Below are 15,274 nucleotides of genomic sequence, written 5' to 3' on the forward strand. Positions count from 1 at the left end.
ACCTGTCCTTCTTACTTTGTCTTTAATGCATCGTCAAAGGCAATATCTGACGGCGAAAAATTAATCTTCTTCGTAAATGCACATGCCTCTGTTCCCCCGAAAATACGGTCCATGCCGCTGTCCTCCCATTCAATGGAGAGAGGCCCGTCATATCCCTTTACATTCAGTATCCGGATGATTTTGTCAAAATCCACGTCGCCATGGCCCGGCGATACAAAGTTCCAGCCCCGTCTTGGGTCGCCGAAGGTGATGTGAGAGCCCAGGATTCCATTTCTTCCGTTCAGGTTTACGGCCGCATCCTTAATATGTACGTGATACACCCTGTCGGCAAAATCATACAGGAACATGGCCGGATCCATTCCCTGCCAAATCAGGTGGCTGGGGTCAAAATTAATGCCCAGAGTCTCACGGTATTCAAACACCTCCAGCAGTTTCCGGGTGCTGTAATAGTCAAATGCGATTTCTGTTGGATGGACCTCCAGGGCAAACTTTACGCCGCACTGGTCAAACACGTCGAAAATAGGGGTCCACAGCTCCTTAATCTGCTGAAACCCTGCCTCCACCATTTCCTCTGTGGTCTGAGGGAAGGAATACCACATCTTCCAGATGGGGGAACCCATAAAACCAGTCACCACCCCGACTCCCATGGCCTTTGCAGCCATGGCAGCGTACTTTAACTGCTGTATGCCCCATGCCCTGATTTCATCCGGTTTCCCTGCCAGTTCCGCCGGTGCGAACCCGTCCAGACGCGGGTCCCACACATCGCCCACGCACTGGCCCGGCAGATGGGCGCCAATGGCCCAGCATCCAAGTCCGTATTTTTCCAGGGTGGCTTTCAGGTCCCTTACATATTCCGGGTCCTCCGCTGCCTTCTGTAAATCAATCTGGCCCCAGGAGGCAATCTCCAGCCCCTCATATCCCATGTCTTTTGCTGTCCGGCACATTTCCTCCAAACCCAAATCAGCCCATTGTCCTGTAAAAATCGTTACCGGTCTTGCCATAATCATATCCTCCTTATTTACGCTCTAACTCCACCCATGTGTTTCCATTCTTATTGCTTTCCAGGCAGGCCTCCACAAACGCCAGCCCTTCAGCGCCCTGGCTCACCGCAGGATAATCCGCCATTTCCGGCCTGAAGGTTCCTTCCTGTTTGGCGCGGATGCATTCTGCAAAGCTGCGGTAGAGATTGCCCATGGCCTCAAACCAGCCTTCGGGATGTCCGGCCGGAAGCCTTCCGTATTTGCCTGCCCTTTCCCCTATGGCTCCATATCCCCGGTGCACTTCCCGGATGGTGCCGTCTGCATCTATGACCGTAATCTTCTCAGGTGTTTCCTGGAACCACTGGATGGTGCCCTTGCTGCCGTAAATACGGATTCGCAGGCTGTTGTCATGCCCCACCGCCACCTGTGACGTCCAATATATGCCGGTGGCTCCATTGTCATATTCCACCAGAATACTGTCGTTGTCATCCAGCACACGGCCGGGTACAATGACATCCATTTTAGCCAGGAGACGCTTAATCTTAAGGCCGGTCATGGCTGCCACTGCATTCTCCACATGGGTGCCCAAATCTCCCAGGCAGTTCACCCCGCCCGACTGCTGCGGGTCGCAGCGCCACTCTCCCTGCTTTCCTCCGAAATCACCCTCAAATGCAAGCCAGCCCTGGGGATATTCCGCCATGACCGTGCGCACCTTACCGATGGCGCCGGAAGCCACCAGCTCCCTGGCGTATTTTGCGGTCACATGGCCCATATAGGTATAAGTCACCATAAACAAAAGGCCCATTTCCTCTGCCAGGGTTTCCAGTTCCTTTGCCTGTCCGTATGTGGTTGTCACCGGTTTATCGCAGGCCACGTGGATTCCCGCCTCCAAAAAGGCCCGGCAGATTTCATAATGGGACTGGTTGGGCGTGACCACCACCACAAAGTCAATCCCGTCCTCCCGCTCTCCCTCGGCCCTGGCCATTGCCCGGTAATCCTCATAGCACCGTTCCGGGGAAACGCCGAGTTCTTCCGCCATCTGTAAGGATTTCTCCCGGTTTCTTGAAAATACCCCTGCCCCAATGACTGCCGTTCCATCCAGCCCGATTGCCCGGCGGTGGGCATCGCCGATAAATGCATCCGGACCCCCGCCTACCATACCGTATGTCAGTGTCTTTGCCATCTCTCTTCTCCTTTCATGGTTGGTTCTGCCATTTTTCAGCTCTGTCTCATCATGGTCTGTATGCCCCTTTTCTCCATCCCCGCCTGATTCTCTCCTTCATTTCCTCCAGGGACTTTAAGCCGCTGAGGGCGTCGTAAGCAGCCACGCAGCAAGCGCCTGCCGCAGCCGCCATCTCCACGGCCTCTTTAAGGTCCGCTTCCCTCAGGACTGAGGCCAGGAACGCCGCAATGCTGGTATCCCCTGCACCAGTACCGGATACCACTGTATCCGGTTCAAAGCCTGGCTCAAAGCCCTCCTTGTCCTTCCAGGATTCCATGGAAAGATTCAGCTTCCTGCACAGGTCTTCTATCCGGTTTCCGGAGGCCGTGCGGTAATAGATGCCCGGAGCGCCGCATTTAATCAATACAGCCCCGGCCCCCATATCCAGGACCATCTGCCCCAGGGGCTTCACATCCTTGACCTGGATTACCTCTGTGATATCCCTGCCCTCCGCCCGTTTGGTCCATTCCCGGTAGCGTTCCCGGTCCAGCATAAAGCACAGCTCCTCTGCGCTTGGCACAAAGAAATCCACATAGGGCAGCGCCTTTTCCAAAATCCCTTTCCAGTCCGCCCCGGCTGCTTCCGAGGACGGGTCAATGGCTGCCATGTCCAGGGATATGGCGGTTCCCCCCTCTTTTATCCGCCTGAACATCCGGGCCATTTCTTCTCCCTGGTTCTGGTACATATGCCGCATCAGGGTCGGATATCCGAAATGGAACAGGTGCGCCTCTTTGATTGCCTCAAAGTCCAGGTCGCTGCCGGAAAATGTCACATTGGCGCCTGGGTCATGCAGGAAAATACGGTCAATTCCCGGCATGGCCAGCACAACGGAATACGAAGTCTTTTCCTGGTCCGACAGAATCATTCCCTCTGCGGCCCCATGTCCCTCCAGACACTTAAGGATAAGGGTTCCCAGCTCATCCTTTCCTATCTTTCCCATCAGGCGCACATCCACCCCCAGCCGTTTCATGGCCAGGCCGGTATTTGCCACTGCCCCGCCGGGATGGATATCCACCCCATCCATCTGCACCAGACTGCCGGGCGCCAGAATTTTTCCCGCCTCTCCTGTGCTCCCCTTTGGAAACAGGGGAGTAATATCAATACAAATATGTCCTGCTGCCACTGCTCTCTTGTCTGCCACTGCACGCTTTTCTGCCACTGCTCTCTTGTCTGCCACCATTCTTTCCCCTTTTGGCGCTTGTTGCCATTCTTCGTACCTGTCCTTCGCATATTCCTTATGCAAGGCCCATGAGAAGATTCATCACATACATTTCAAGTCCCTCAAAATCCCGGTTTTTCACACATTCCTTCTGGTATTCATAGTCAAACCGGTCCACCTTTTCTTCCAATGCCCTGAATATATTCAGGCTGTTCTCCAGATGCTTATAGCTGTCCTCATCCCTGGTGGTCCTCATGGCCTTTACATCCAGGCCCACGTATTCCCCGTTCTCACCATAGCCATTTTCCTTCAGTACCTTGACCTGGTTAAAGGCAGCCCGCAGGTTTTCCACGCCGAAAGCCTTGTCCTGGTCATACTTGATTCCGTTCTGGTCATTGAGATGCACGGTCATCAGTTTTCCCATTGCCATGGCAAATCCGATTTCATGGGCCGGGTCAAGGCCGGCCAGAATGGCATGGGCGCTCTCCAGGTTTCCGCCCACCCTTCCGGGGTCAATGGTGGCTGCCGACACAGCCAGTACATGGCCCATGGTCCCGCAGATGCTTCTGTCAATGGGCTCGTTTGGCTTTGGCTCAATGCATATCCGGATATCCGAATCATATTCCAGCATTTTGTTGATGGCCTGAATCAGCATCTTTGTGGCCCACACAGGGGATTTGGACTCCGCGCAAAGGGTTCCCTCCCTTGCCAGCCACAGCACCACCATATTGCAGCCCAGCTCCTTTGCAATGTCGATGGAGCGGTAAGCCCTCCACATGGCGTATTCCCTGTCCTCCTGTGAGGTGCTCATAAATCCGCCGTCCGCGGTGCGTCCGTCCATCCAGAGCCTGGGAGCCACAAACTCAGCCGCCAGCCCGTATTTGTCCAGCATTTTTTTTAGTTCCCTGGCCTTTTCCTTTATCTCTTCCTCTGTATAATCATTAATATCCGGCACTGCGTCGTCATCATGGAACTGGATGGCGGAAAAACCCAGCTCCGCGAATTTCCTGATTTTCTCTTCAAAATCAATTTCATTTCTGGTAGCCGGCCCGTAGGAATCCGCTCCTGAATGCACATTCCATGGCCCCACGGAAAACTTGAATTTTGTCATATCCTTACCCTCCTGATTCATTGGTTGTCTGTGTATCATACTCATACTATAGCAAGTTTCCAGCCTGGAATCCCAAACAAATTTACGGTTCAAACCATGACAAGTTTGCTTTTTACTTTACAAGTACAGCCGGAAGGACGTATACTGTGGGAAAGGGGGTAAGGATTCAATGAACCAGGAATTTGAAATCATATCGCACAGCCAAATGAACTTTAAACTGTTTCTCGTCAACATGCTTTACCGCACACCCCATATCCACAAGGATTTTGAGCTCTGCCTTCTGCTGGAGGGCAGTCTGAGCCTTCAGGCCCAGAATGAGAACCGCAGCCTGAAACCAGGGGATTTCTTTATTGTGAACCCATTTCAGAGCCATGAACTGAAGGCCGATTCACCTGCCCTCTTAGTTTCATTGCAGGTACACCCGTCCTTTTTTTCCTCCTATTACCCCCAGATTGCCAATCTGGAATTCACCTCCCTGATTCTCCAAAAGGATGGAATGGATGTCCACAAAAAGCTGTACGACATGATGATAGAGCTTGCCTGCCTTTACCTGAAAAAAACCGACAAATTTGAATTAAAATGCGCTGGGCTCTTGAACCTGCTCTTTGCCGGCCTGCTGGAAGCTCTTCCCAACAGGCTTTTGTCTGATAAGGAAAAAAGCGCCTCCCAGAGCAAGGCTTCCCGCATGCGCAAAATCACCCACTATATTGACGAACATTATTCGGAAAAGCTTCTCCTGTCCGACCTTGCCCTGAAGGAGGATTTAAGTCTTACCTACCTGTCCCACTTTTTTAAAGATTACCTGGGAATCCCCTTTCAGGAATACCTGGCCAAAATCCGGTGCGAAAAAGCCCGCCAGCTTTTACTGCTGACGGACTTCCCATTGCTGGACATATGTATGTCCTGCGGTTTTTCTGATTCCAAATATTTTAACAGCGGCTTCAGGCGGCAGTATGGCTGTTCCCCCAAGGAATACCGCCGGAATTTCCGCCACGACGAGCTGAAACAGCAGCAAAAATCCATGCTCACCACCCAGGAATTCCTGTCCCCTGCCTCCAGCATTGTGCTTTTAGAGCGCTGTGTTCTTATGGTAAACCAACTGGTGGTATGACATGCTCTACCGACAGCTCCTTCATAACCAGGCGGTATTTTCCCGGGGGCAGTTCCCCATACATTTCCAGATGATTGAGCATACTCTGCCCGCCGCCGTCCGGCACATAAAAGCCCACGCAGTTAAAGCCCCAGTTGCCTGGCATGGCCGGAATCTCATACCATGTGCCGTCAATCTGAACCTGTAACTCGTAAAATTCGCCGCAGCTCCATTCCCCGCCGCTCTCATTGGTAATAGTCACCTCCGCCATATCCTTATCCCAGGAATCCAGCGTCATGGAAATGCCATCCGGTGGGTTTAAAGGAGCAGCCGGAACCAGAAACCGGGTATTCCACTTATCTTTTTCCTGGGTGAATATCCGGGCGCACGGAAAATTTGTTAAAGAGGGCAGTTCCCCTGCGCTCTCCCATTCCTTCCTGTGCGCCAGACCTTCAAAATCATAATCGAATTTATATACAGACCCGTCCTGGGCAATCCATCTCCCATTGGTCCACGCAGCAAAAATACTCATTCCATCCTGCCTGCCAATCTCAATTCCGTACACAGGCAGGGATGCGTCCTTTGCGGTCCAGCCATCCACTGGTTCTGCCTTTACAGCGCTCAGAGCATCCAGTATCCCCTGTTCCTTTTTGCTGTCAAACATATAGGACAGCCGCACAGACTTCCCATCGTATATAAACAGGGTCATGGCGCTGGTTTCAGGCGATGCCTGTTCCAGAAGGCCATGGGCTTCTGCTGCCGCAGACCGGGCTTCTCCCTTTAGAATGGGTGCTGACTGCATATTGGGAGCAGCCTGGCTTGATTCGGTCTGTGCTTCCGTTCCGGCCTGGGAGACTGGTTTTGATGATTCATTCTTTTCCTGTTCAGACACCTTTGTGCAGACATTTGCATCATCCCCTGCCGTCCATGCGCAGGCACATACGGACACCACGGCGGAAACCAAAATAGCCGTCAGTGCCGTTACTCTTCTATATTTCATGAAAATCCCCTCCTGAATCAATACCAGAACCATCGGCATTTTTGAATATTATAGCAGACAAACCCATAAAAACATAGTATATAAATCACATGATAGAATCCGCAAACAAATCCTGTCCATTTGCCCTGTCCCATGCTATAATTTTCTCATACAGATAAACCCCGCACACAGAACGGAGAACATAGTATGAGCGAGCCCCTGCATTTTAAGACACGCGGCGAGTTCCGCATCTGGCTGGAGAATCACTGCACGGACAGCGGCGGCGTCTGGCTGCAGTTTGAAAAGTCAAAGCAAGTGGTCCGAAAAGAACAAGACCCTGGCTGAAGGCCTGGAAAAATACGGACTGATGACTGATTTCGGAAGAGAGAAAATCCGGGAGGCCAGACAAAACGGCCAGTGGGACAAGCCTTCCGGCCCCCCGGCTGTCACAGCGGAACAAATCCAGGCAGTGGCCGGTCTTTTAAAAGAACATGAACAGGCATATCTGAATTTTCAGGGAATGTCTCCCTCTGTGCAAAAAACCTATACAAGGGCTTATTATGATGCCAGGACGGACGCAGGGCGCGCCAGGCGCTTTGCCTGGATGGTGGAACGTCTGGAGAAAAACCTGAAACCCATGTAAGAACGCACCCTGCAATGCTTCAAACACCCTCTAAAGGCGCTGCAAAATGAACCTTTCATCCGCAGCGCCCCCAGGCATATATGAACTATTTCTTCATGCCCGCTTTTCTAAACACCTTTTTCCCTTTTTGAAGGATGATTCCATCCTCCAGCATACACCGGCTCACGGCAAAGTCAATGGTCTCCACCCGTTTCTGGCTGACCTGGATTCCTCCCTGTGCAATCAGCCTTCTGGCCTCGCTTTTGGATGCTGCCAGACCGCACAGCACAAGGAGGTCCATGATACCTATGCTGTCCTGTATAAGGTTTTCTTCCCCAACCTCTGTAAACGGCATATTATCATCATCCATGGACCCTGCAAACAGGGAAACGGAGGTTTCCTTTGCCTTGCGGGCCTCCTCCTCCCCGTGCACCAGCGCAGTCAGGTCATAGGCCAGGATTTCTTTTGCCCTGTTTAACTGGGCTCCCTGCCAGCTGTCCATGGCATCAATCTCTTCCACCGGGATGAAGGTAAGCATGCGGATGCATTTCATCACGTCCGCATCTGCAATATTTCTCCAGTACTGGTAGAACTCAAAGGGCGATGTCTTCTGCGGGTCCAGCCACACGGCTCCCCTTGCAGTCTTACCCATCTTATTTCCTTCCGAGTTCATGAGAAGGGTAATGGTCATGGCATAAGCGTCTTTCCCCAGTTTCCTTCGAATCAGCTCTGTTCCGCCCAGCATATTGGACCACTGGTCGTCCCCGCCAAACTGCATGTTGCAGCCAAGCTCCTTGTACAGATGGTAAAAATCATAGGACTGCATAATCATGTAGTTGAATTCCAGGAAGGACAGCCCTTTTTCCATCCTCTGCTTATAACACTCTGCGCGGAGCATATTGTTCACGGAAAAGCAGGCGCCCACATCCCTGAGAAGTTCAATATAGTTCAGATTCAGAAGCCAGTCCGCATTGTTCACGACAATGGCTCCGTTTTCCCCGTCAAAATCAATAAAGCGTTCCATCTGCCGCTTAAAGCATTGGCAGTTATGGCGAATCACATCCGGTCCCATCATGGAGCGCATGTCCGTGCGGCCCGAGGGGTCCCCGATGTATCCTGTTCCTCCTCCCAGCAGGACCACGGGACGGTTTCCCGCCATCTGCAGTCTCTTCATCAGGCACAGGGCCATGAAATGCCCCACATGAAGGGAATCCGCCGTTGGGTCAAAGCCGATATAAAACTTTGCCTTTCCCCCGTTCACCAGCTCCCTAATCTCTGCTTCATCCGTTACCTGGGCAATCAGTCCCCTTGCTTCCAATTCTTCGTAAATTCCCATGTCTTCCTCCTTTTCAGACAAAAAAAGCCCCTGCAGCAGCTTGCTGCAGAGGGCAGGTTATGCGGTACCACCTCTGTACTTGAACATCCTTCACAGAACATTCCTCATCGAGTGTCAGTCAACACTCTCACGCTGTATCGGGCGTTCCCGTCAAACCCTACCTGAGTGCGGCAAACAACAATATTCAGACACACTCTGACCATTTCAGGCTGCTGCTCCGGAGCGTATTCATACAGTGTTTCCTGCGTCCTTCCACCAACCGGACGCTCTCTGTGAGAAAAACCTCTGTACTACTGGTCTCCTTCATGGCATTCTTTATTACATGTGCAGTATAGCAGGAGACATGCCAAAAGGGAAGTCACAGATTTACACATGTGTGACAGGCTGCATCTGGTACTTTTTAATTGCCTCGGGCAGCGTCTCACAAATCAGGCGCGCCATTTTCTCAGCCGGAAGTTCGATATTTCCAAGCATCCACTGAATCACCATGTCGCTTCCGCCCCTCACAGCCATTTCAATGGAAAACCACATGATTTCAGACCGGATATCCGCGCCCCTCTGCTTCAGGAATGTCTCATAAATCCTTCTGGTAATCTGGATATCATGGTTCTTCAGGCCATTGATATCCCGGCTCTCATATGCATGCTTCAGGACATTCCTCTTTTGCCAGTAAATCCGCAGGCACTGGACCAATGCCTCCTCCAGACCGGCTCCCATCACAATGCTGCCGAAGCTTTCTTCATAAAATTCATCGTAATACCAGTTCACCAGCTCGTACTTGTCACAGAAATGGCGGTAAAAGGTCCGCCTTGATATGCCTGCTTTCTCCACGATTTCGCTTACCGGAATATCATCCAGACTCTTTCTGCCCAACAGATATTCGATTGCTTCCGACAATTTTTTCCTGCTGTCTGCTTTCTCATCCACCTTATATCTTACCTCTCTTGTACTGACTGCTGATATTATATCCTTATCTTCCTTCCATGGCAATATCCCTTGAAGCATCCCGGCAGAATAATCCCCCAAATGACTCGCTTGACAGCAGCTCTCTCTGATTCTCAATCCGGTACCGCCCTCTCTCCGGACCGGCAAGCACGCAGCGGACCATCATCCCCTGTTCCGGAGCCACCAGGGTCAGCCTCTCCTTCCCTCCTGTCCCTTCCAGGGTAATGGATTCAAAATCCCAGGCAACCGCCCTGACCCTTCCCATTTCCAGGGTTTCCAGCTCCACATCCAGGCTTATGCCCGGCAGTTTCTGCCCGGATACCGTATTTCCCCTGAATCGTTTCCGGATGTTCAGCCATATATCCCTGTATAATCCCGCTGATTTGTGAATCTGTTCCGCAAGCCCATGGTGGCGGTCATAGAGCATCTGGTAATACTGCTTCTTGTTTTCCCCTTCCAACGACATGATTTGCAGGCCGTAGAGCCATCCATTCCCCACTCTGCGGACATGAACTGCCCTGCACTTTATCCACGCCTCATATTTCCGTGATTTCAGGTGAACCACTGCATGTTCCTTTTCATACGGCACATAGACAGGCTCTTTTGTAATGACGGAAAGCCCTGTTTCTGAAATGTTTTCAGTCACCCCATGACTCTCTCTCCCCAGATATGTAATCTCTGCCGGCATCTGAACATCGAAACGGTCATTGGTCCGCAGATTTTTCCGCCCTGTCATGAAAAATACGGCCATTACAAGGTCCAGGCCATTGGCAGCCAGCCAAACGGCCAGAATGACGCTTCCGAAAAAGCCATTCAGGAATACATGCCTCAGGCACAAAAACAGGGCTGCCAAATCAAACACTAAAAATAACATATGGGGTATGGCCAGTTTCCAGCTGGAATTTCTTCCCCGGACCCGCCTTTTATCCGTCACATGAAATGTTCTCTGTTTAAAGTATAAAGTCTCCAGAACAATGGGAACAATGAGATAGGGAAACATGGTGGTATCTATGATGTTGCTCCAGCGCCGGGACCTTATCCTGCCGGAGACAACCTTTAGCGCCTGATTATAGAGCAGATATGCAGGAAGCCAGATAAAGAGGAAACCCTCCAGGCTGCAGACCACCACGGGAACACCTGACAGAACTGCCAGAATGGGAGCTGAAATATATACAAACCGCCGTAAAAAGGTCCACCAGTACATGAGGCAGGACAGGTAGCTGCATTTTGTATTAAATTTAAATCCTGGGTTCCATAAGATATGCACCCTTCTGAGGGAATGGATGCAGCCCCGTCCCCAGCGGATTCGCTGTCTGACCAGGCTTCCCACATCCGTTGCAGCAAGTCCGTGGGCCAGGATTTTGTCTATGGCGTAACAGGTATATCCCTTTGACTGTATCCGCAGGCCTGTCTCAAAATCCTCTGTAACCGTTCCTGTTGCAAAGCCTCCTGCCTCGTTGAGGGCCTGCCTTGAAAGCAGCGTATTGGAACCGGCATATATGGGGGCATTGGCTTTATTCCGCCCTACATTGACTTCCTTAAAAAAGAAATCCTGCTCATTGGGAATCCTCTTTTCACTGAAAAAGTTAAACTGGAATAAGTCCGGGTTATAAAAACTCTGGGGCGTCTGGATAAAGCCTATCCGGAAGGACCCGTCCATTTCACCGGCTGTCCGTTTTGCCCAGGTTCCGTCCTCAAGCTTCTTCATCACAGGCAGAAACGTGTAGGGAACCACCTCAGTCAGGAAGTTTTGCATGGGAATCATGTCCGCATCCAGGGTTACAACCCATGGGGAATCCGTCATGGACATGGCATTGTTCAGGTTCCCTGCCTTGGCATGCCGGTTTTCCTTCATGGCACAGTAACCTACTCCCATCTCTGCTGCCAGTCTTGCCACCTCCGGACGGCCGCTGTCGTCACACAGATAAATATGTACCTTTGTCTTATCCGGGTAATCCATATGGATACAGCCGTTCACTGTTTTAAACAGCAGCTCCGCATCCTCGTTATGGGTGGCAATCAGCACATCCACCTCCGGATACCATTCCCTGGGAACCTCCGGTTTTTCGGGAATCACCTTTCGCTGGAGCCGTATGAAATGCTCTGTTCCCTCCAGCATGGCAGAACATTCCGCTGCAGCCAGTATAACGCCTAAAACCGCTGCCAGCCAGCCGTATGTCCTGTAATCCGGCAGCGTGAAGAAGACTCTCCAGCTTATGTAAATAATGGTGGTGAGAACGGCTGCCCAGCCCCAGAATATACGTACGCCGGAATGGGAATCTGTCTTGTGTATCCTCCGATTTCTGTTCATGTTTCCTCTTGTTCTTTCGCTGTATGAATCATTTCAATCTTCATTCAATTATACAGCTTATCAGGGGGGTGGCAATATGTAAATTGATTCCAGCGGTTGGACGCGGTCCGGGCAGCCCACCATTTTTCAATGCTGCAGCGCTATTTTCCTGTGCAACAGCGCTATTTTTCAAAATAGCGGTAGAGTACTTTTGTAAAGGGAGGTATATTGGCACTCATATTCCGGATAGAATTATCCTCCTCAAATTTTTTTTCTTTTTCCCGGCAGATTTTGGCATACTCCATAAGCTGAATAAAGTCCGCTTTCACACCTGTCCTGTATGTAAATAACTCAGCCATCAGCTCCATTGCCTCCCTGTTGTTTAACAATGCAAACGAAGTGAAAATACAGAATCCCAGATTTTCCAGAACAAATATCTGGTCGTACAGATACTCTATATCCGGTACCGTCTGGTAGCGTTCATCTATCTTTTCCAAGCGGAGGTCAAACTTAATTTCATCATCAACTGCCTTCCGGTCCAGCAGGGGAATCAGGTCCTCTCTGTCCGGGTACAATCTTAAGATACCTTCTGTTCTGGATGCCACAATCCTTCCGGTCAGTGTTCCCTGGTCAATCTCCTCCAGCAAGTCAAGAATATGCTCTCCGTCCTGCCTTTTCCCCTCTGCACTGAGATACATCTTAGCGGCAGTAACGAACTCTGTACCTGTTATGCCCAGGTCCATGGCTCTTTTCTGTACCTGCTTTGTAAAGGCCATATCATCAATATCAAAGCCTCTTTTTAAAGCCGCCATGACTTCGCTTTGCTCAGGAGAAATATATGCCTCTCCGTCATTGGACATATGCCGGTTTAAACACCCCACCACGCACATGGGGGCACAGCAATAGTTAATCCTTCGGGCTTTTCTCCGCCCCTCCTCCGGCTTCCCTGCCGTTGATTTTCTTACGGAAGGTTCCTGCGTCCTGCCGTAAAGCTTCTGACTGTCCCTTTTCAGGAAATCTGTTCTCTTTTCTTTATCCTTCAGGAGTTCCAGCAGGGTGATAGAGCCGTAGGCCGGCAGGGCCTGGCCGCACACCTCGCTTTCCAGGATAATGCGTGCCAGCTTTTTTCCGGCATCAAAGAAACGGTCCTTATCCCGGCATTCACGCCCAAAATAGCTGTTTCCGGTAATCACTACCGCCCTTAGCCCCTTGCTTCCCGGTATATCTCCAAACCCATTCCGGGGACAGTGGTATTCCGGTTCTCCGTCCGGGTAAGTGCAGAAAAAGGTGCTTAAGGAAAGCTGCATATCCGCCGCTTTCCCGACTCCCAATATGGCCGCGTCTGCTCCAAATCTATCCTTTAATCCTTTTACTATAAGTCCTGTTTCTTTTCCCTCCAATTCCGGTATATGGATTATTTCAGCCGAATCTTCTCTTATATGCAGGACAGCATTTTTCTCAGTGGATTTCCCGTAAATCAACAGTCCTGCAACTGACAGGGATGCCATCTTCTGGGGAAGGTTCCCTGAAACATTACAGACCTGCAGGCCTTCTCCTTTTCCTCTTTTGGAGGCAATGGTTACTCTGCAGCAGCTGGCAACCTTACATCCGGTCAGTATGCCCGGAACCAGGGCAATTGCATTTTCCGGCGAATAGCGCCCTGCATAATAGGGTACGTTGGAAGCCACCAGTTTAAGGGCCAGCCCCCGCCCATAACAGCCCCACGACGTTGGCTCATAGTCCAGGACTTCTATTCTTTCAGTGGTCAAATCCGCTTTTAAAATCTTCTCCATTCCAATCCCTTTCTATATAGCCTTTACCAGGACAAGTTTCTCATTATACTCTAATATCTCTATCTTACCGTATATTAGTGACATCTTCTTCTGCACCTCTCCGGCGCCTGGACCTGTTTTCCTCCTGTCTGTATCATATGTATATTTACCCTATACATTATATCATTTGGAAAAATTACCACAAATAGCTTATATTTATGTTCTTTTATCCGAAATTGTTTTTATCTATATCCATGACTGAAGCATCCGCTGTATCCCTCATGCATATCCTCTGTATTTTTATCGGCATACAAAAACAGGGCCATATGGCAGCAGGTATCCTTCCTGCATCTGTATGGCCCTGTTTTTCTTACTTATTCAGGTATATCCATGCTTTCCGGTAACGGACATTGATATGTCTTTCCCCTGATTCTTTTTTTGAATTCCGCATTTGCCCGTTCCAGTATTTCAGGCTCCGCCAGCAAATCCTGGGCGGCTTTTGCCAGTATTTTTGCTCCGTACAGCATTCCCTTCAGGCCAATGCTGTGGGCGGAACAGGCTGTAATCTGCCAGCTGTGGCCGGGTGCGCCTATGTTGCTGCAGGCCGTTGTGAAAAATGCCGTGGGTACTATATGGGCCACATCCCCAACATCCGATGAGCTGCAGTCCCCTGTTGCAAGCATGGGAAGCACCCCCTCATGGATTTCCATGTTATCCGGCAAATCATGTTGGTCCAAAATAGCTGATTTATTCTTCTCATAGAATCGGTTCAGGGCTGATGCGTACTCTATTTCCTCCTGTGTCCAGGGTTCCTGCGGAATATCCTCCATGGCCTTGTGTACCAAATCCTCCAGCACCTTATTGTTTAAGGTCTCATAACATCCCCCTAAAAACTCTGTCTCAAGCTCTGTACCAGTCATCAGGGCAGCGCCTTTTGCCACATCCACAAGTCTTCTGTAGACATCCTCCGCATCCTCCCTCATGGCAGCCCTCACAAAATACCACACACATGCCTTGTCAGGGACAATATTAGGCACAGTGCCGCTTTCGGTAATCGTATAATGGATTCTGGCGTCAGGCTTTATATGTTCCCTGAGATAATTGGCTCCGATGTCCATAAGTTCAACTGCGTCCAGGGCGGAGCGCCCGTTGTAAGGGTCAGCGGAAGCATGGGCGGTTTTTCCCTTAAAATGGAACTTTGCCATATTGGCCGCCGTCATATTTCCATAGGTTGTCATATTGCATTCCATGGGATGGAAGGCCAGGGCTGCATCCAGTTCATCAAACAGGCCGGCCCTTGCCATAAAAGGCTTTCCCGTAAGGACCTCCTCCGCCGGACAGCCGTAAAATATAATGGTACCGGGAATATGCTCCTGCTCCATCCATGCTTTCAGCGCAATGACAGCGCCTGCATTTGCCCCGCATATGAGATTGTGCCCGCAGCCATGGCCGTATTCCTGGCCGGGGACTGGTTCCGGCTCACTGCTTCCGGTCTGGCTCAGGCCGGGGAGCGCATCGTATTCACCCAGAAAGCCGATAACAAGATGTCCCTTGCCGCAGCGGGCTTTTATGGCGGTCTTAATGCCGCCCGCCCCCAATTCCACCTGAAATCCATGCCTTTCAAGCAATCCTGCCGTCCAGGCGCTTGCCTTAAATTCCCTGTAAGGCCCCTCCGGATTTTCCCATATATCCAGGCTTAACCTTATGATTTCCTTCTTGTGTGTTTCAATCTGCGAGCAGATAAAATCAGCGTTCATATTGTCACCTC

The 15,274-nt window shown here is 50.8% G+C and carries 13 protein-coding genes and 1 other annotated feature; of the genes, 3 read left to right on the plus strand and 10 right to left on the minus strand.

Annotated elements, in window-relative coordinates:
- Positions 1–11 precede the first annotated feature (11 nt).
- From I2H39_RS04510 to I2H39_RS04525, 4 genes are read right to left on the minus strand one after another with little or no spacing between them, the layout of a single operon-like run.
- Positions 12–1,001 (minus strand): sugar phosphate isomerase/epimerase family protein, encoded by a 990-nt coding sequence (locus I2H39_RS04510; RefSeq protein WP_138305851.1) that lies wholly within the window; start codon positions 999–1,001, stop codon positions 12–14.
- A 13-nt stretch (positions 1,002–1,014) separates the two neighbouring features.
- Positions 1,015–2,163 (minus strand): Gfo/Idh/MocA family oxidoreductase, encoded by a 1,149-nt coding sequence (locus I2H39_RS04515; RefSeq protein ID WP_195625880.1) that lies wholly within the window; start codon positions 2,161–2,163, stop codon positions 1,015–1,017.
- A gap of 49 nt (positions 2,164–2,212) precedes the next feature.
- A complete protein-coding gene (locus I2H39_RS04520; protein WP_195625881.1) occupies positions 2,213–3,382 on the minus strand; it encodes a carbohydrate kinase family protein in 1,170 nt (389 codons plus the stop codon).
- A 55-nt stretch (positions 3,383–3,437) separates the two neighbouring features.
- Complete coding sequence (locus I2H39_RS04525) at positions 3,438–4,472, minus strand: TIM barrel protein (protein ID WP_138305848.1); 1,035 nt, start codon at positions 4,470–4,472, stop codon at positions 3,438–3,440.
- 169 nt (positions 4,473–4,641) lie between these two features.
- On the opposite strand from I2H39_RS04525, the gene I2H39_RS04530 reads away from it, so the two are divergent.
- Positions 4,642–5,583: an AraC family transcriptional regulator gene (locus tag I2H39_RS04530; protein ID WP_195625882.1), complete on the plus strand. Its 942-nt coding sequence runs from the start codon at positions 4,642–4,644 to the stop codon at positions 5,581–5,583.
- Here the strand turns inward: I2H39_RS04530 and I2H39_RS04535 are convergent.
- Entirely contained in the window at positions 5,558–6,562 is a 1,005-nt protein-coding gene (locus I2H39_RS04535) for an immunoglobulin-like domain-containing protein (RefSeq protein WP_195625883.1), read from the minus strand. The genes I2H39_RS04530 and I2H39_RS04535 overlap by 26 nt on opposite strands.
- 186 nt (positions 6,563–6,748) lie before the next feature.
- Here I2H39_RS04535 and I2H39_RS29605 point away from each other — a divergent pair, with 186 nt between their 5' ends.
- Together I2H39_RS29605 and I2H39_RS04540 are read left to right on the plus strand one after the other, a co-directional pair.
- Positions 6,749–6,886, plus strand: coding sequence for a hypothetical protein (locus tag I2H39_RS29605; protein ID WP_347563747.1), 138 nt, complete (start codon positions 6,749–6,751; stop codon positions 6,884–6,886).
- Positions 6,840–7,184: a YdeI/OmpD-associated family protein gene (locus tag I2H39_RS04540; RefSeq protein ID WP_330640986.1), complete on the plus strand. Its 345-nt coding sequence runs from the start codon at positions 6,840–6,842 to the stop codon at positions 7,182–7,184. Before I2H39_RS29605 ends, I2H39_RS04540 begins: the two co-directional genes overlap by 47 nt.
- Positions 7,185–7,269: 85 nt before the next feature.
- On the opposite strand, the gene tyrS is transcribed toward I2H39_RS04540, so the two are convergent.
- The 5 genes from tyrS to I2H39_RS04565 all read right to left on the minus strand — a co-directional run bounded on the left by tyrS (position 7,270) and on the right by I2H39_RS04565 (position 15,263).
- A complete protein-coding gene (gene tyrS, locus I2H39_RS04545) occupies positions 7,270–8,499 on the minus strand; it encodes a tyrosine--tRNA ligase (RefSeq protein WP_138305845.1) in 1,230 nt (409 codons plus the stop codon).
- 45 nt (positions 8,500–8,544) lie between these two features.
- Positions 8,545–8,815, minus strand: a binding site (T-box leader).
- 50 nt (positions 8,816–8,865) lie between these two features.
- Entirely contained in the window at positions 8,866–9,426 is a 561-nt protein-coding gene (locus I2H39_RS04550; protein WP_227146164.1) for a TetR family transcriptional regulator, read from the minus strand.
- Between the two features lie 43 nt (positions 9,427–9,469).
- On the minus strand, positions 9,470–11,755 hold the full coding sequence (locus tag I2H39_RS04555; RefSeq protein ID WP_195625884.1) for a glycosyltransferase family 2 protein: 2,286 nt from the start codon (positions 11,753–11,755) through the stop codon (positions 9,470–9,472).
- Positions 11,756–11,916: 161 nt separating this feature from the next.
- Positions 11,917–13,527, minus strand: coding sequence for an aldehyde ferredoxin oxidoreductase N-terminal domain-containing protein (locus I2H39_RS04560; RefSeq protein WP_195625885.1), 1,611 nt, complete (start codon positions 13,525–13,527; stop codon positions 11,917–11,919).
- Between the two features lie 353 nt (positions 13,528–13,880).
- Entirely contained in the window at positions 13,881–15,263 is a 1,383-nt protein-coding gene (locus I2H39_RS04565) for an amidohydrolase (RefSeq protein ID WP_195625886.1), read from the minus strand.
- Positions 15,264–15,274: the final 11 nt, after the last annotated feature.

This window comes from Clostridium sp. 1001283B150225_161107_B6 (genome assembly GCF_015556325.1).
Classification (GTDB): Bacteria; Bacillota; Clostridia; order Lachnospirales; family Lachnospiraceae; genus Enterocloster.

Coding starts and splice junctions, on each gene's coding strand:
- I2H39_RS04560 (WP_195625885.1), bottom strand. CDS start 13,527: ATGGAGAAGATTTTAAAAGCGGATTTGACCACTGAAAGAATAGAAGTC.
- I2H39_RS04530 (WP_195625882.1), top strand. CDS start 4,642: ATGAACCAGGAATTTGAAATCATATCGCACAGCCAAATGAACTTTAAA.
- tyrS (WP_138305845.1), bottom strand. CDS start 8,499: ATGGGAATTTACGAAGAATTGGAAGCAAGGGGACTGATTGCCCAGGTA.
- I2H39_RS04510 (WP_138305851.1), bottom strand. CDS start 1,001: ATGGCAAGACCGGTAACGATTTTTACAGGACAATGGGCTGATTTGGGT.
- I2H39_RS29605 (WP_347563747.1), top strand. CDS start 6,749: ATGAGCGAGCCCCTGCATTTTAAGACACGCGGCGAGTTCCGCATCTGG.
- I2H39_RS04555 (WP_195625884.1), bottom strand. CDS start 11,755: ATGAACAGAAATCGGAGGATACACAAGACAGATTCCCATTCCGGCGTA.
- I2H39_RS04520 (WP_195625881.1), bottom strand. CDS start 3,382: ATGGTGGCAGACAAGAGAGCAGTGGCAGAAAAGCGTGCAGTGGCAGAC.
- I2H39_RS04515 (WP_195625880.1), bottom strand. CDS start 2,163: ATGGCAAAGACACTGACATACGGTATGGTAGGCGGGGGTCCGGATGCA.
- I2H39_RS04565 (WP_195625886.1), bottom strand. CDS start 15,263: ATGAACGCTGATTTTATCTGCTCGCAGATTGAAACACACAAGAAGGAA.
- I2H39_RS04525 (WP_138305848.1), bottom strand. CDS start 4,472: ATGACAAAATTCAAGTTTTCCGTGGGGCCATGGAATGTGCATTCAGGA.
- I2H39_RS04535 (WP_195625883.1), bottom strand. CDS start 6,562: ATGAAATATAGAAGAGTAACGGCACTGACGGCTATTTTGGTTTCCGCC.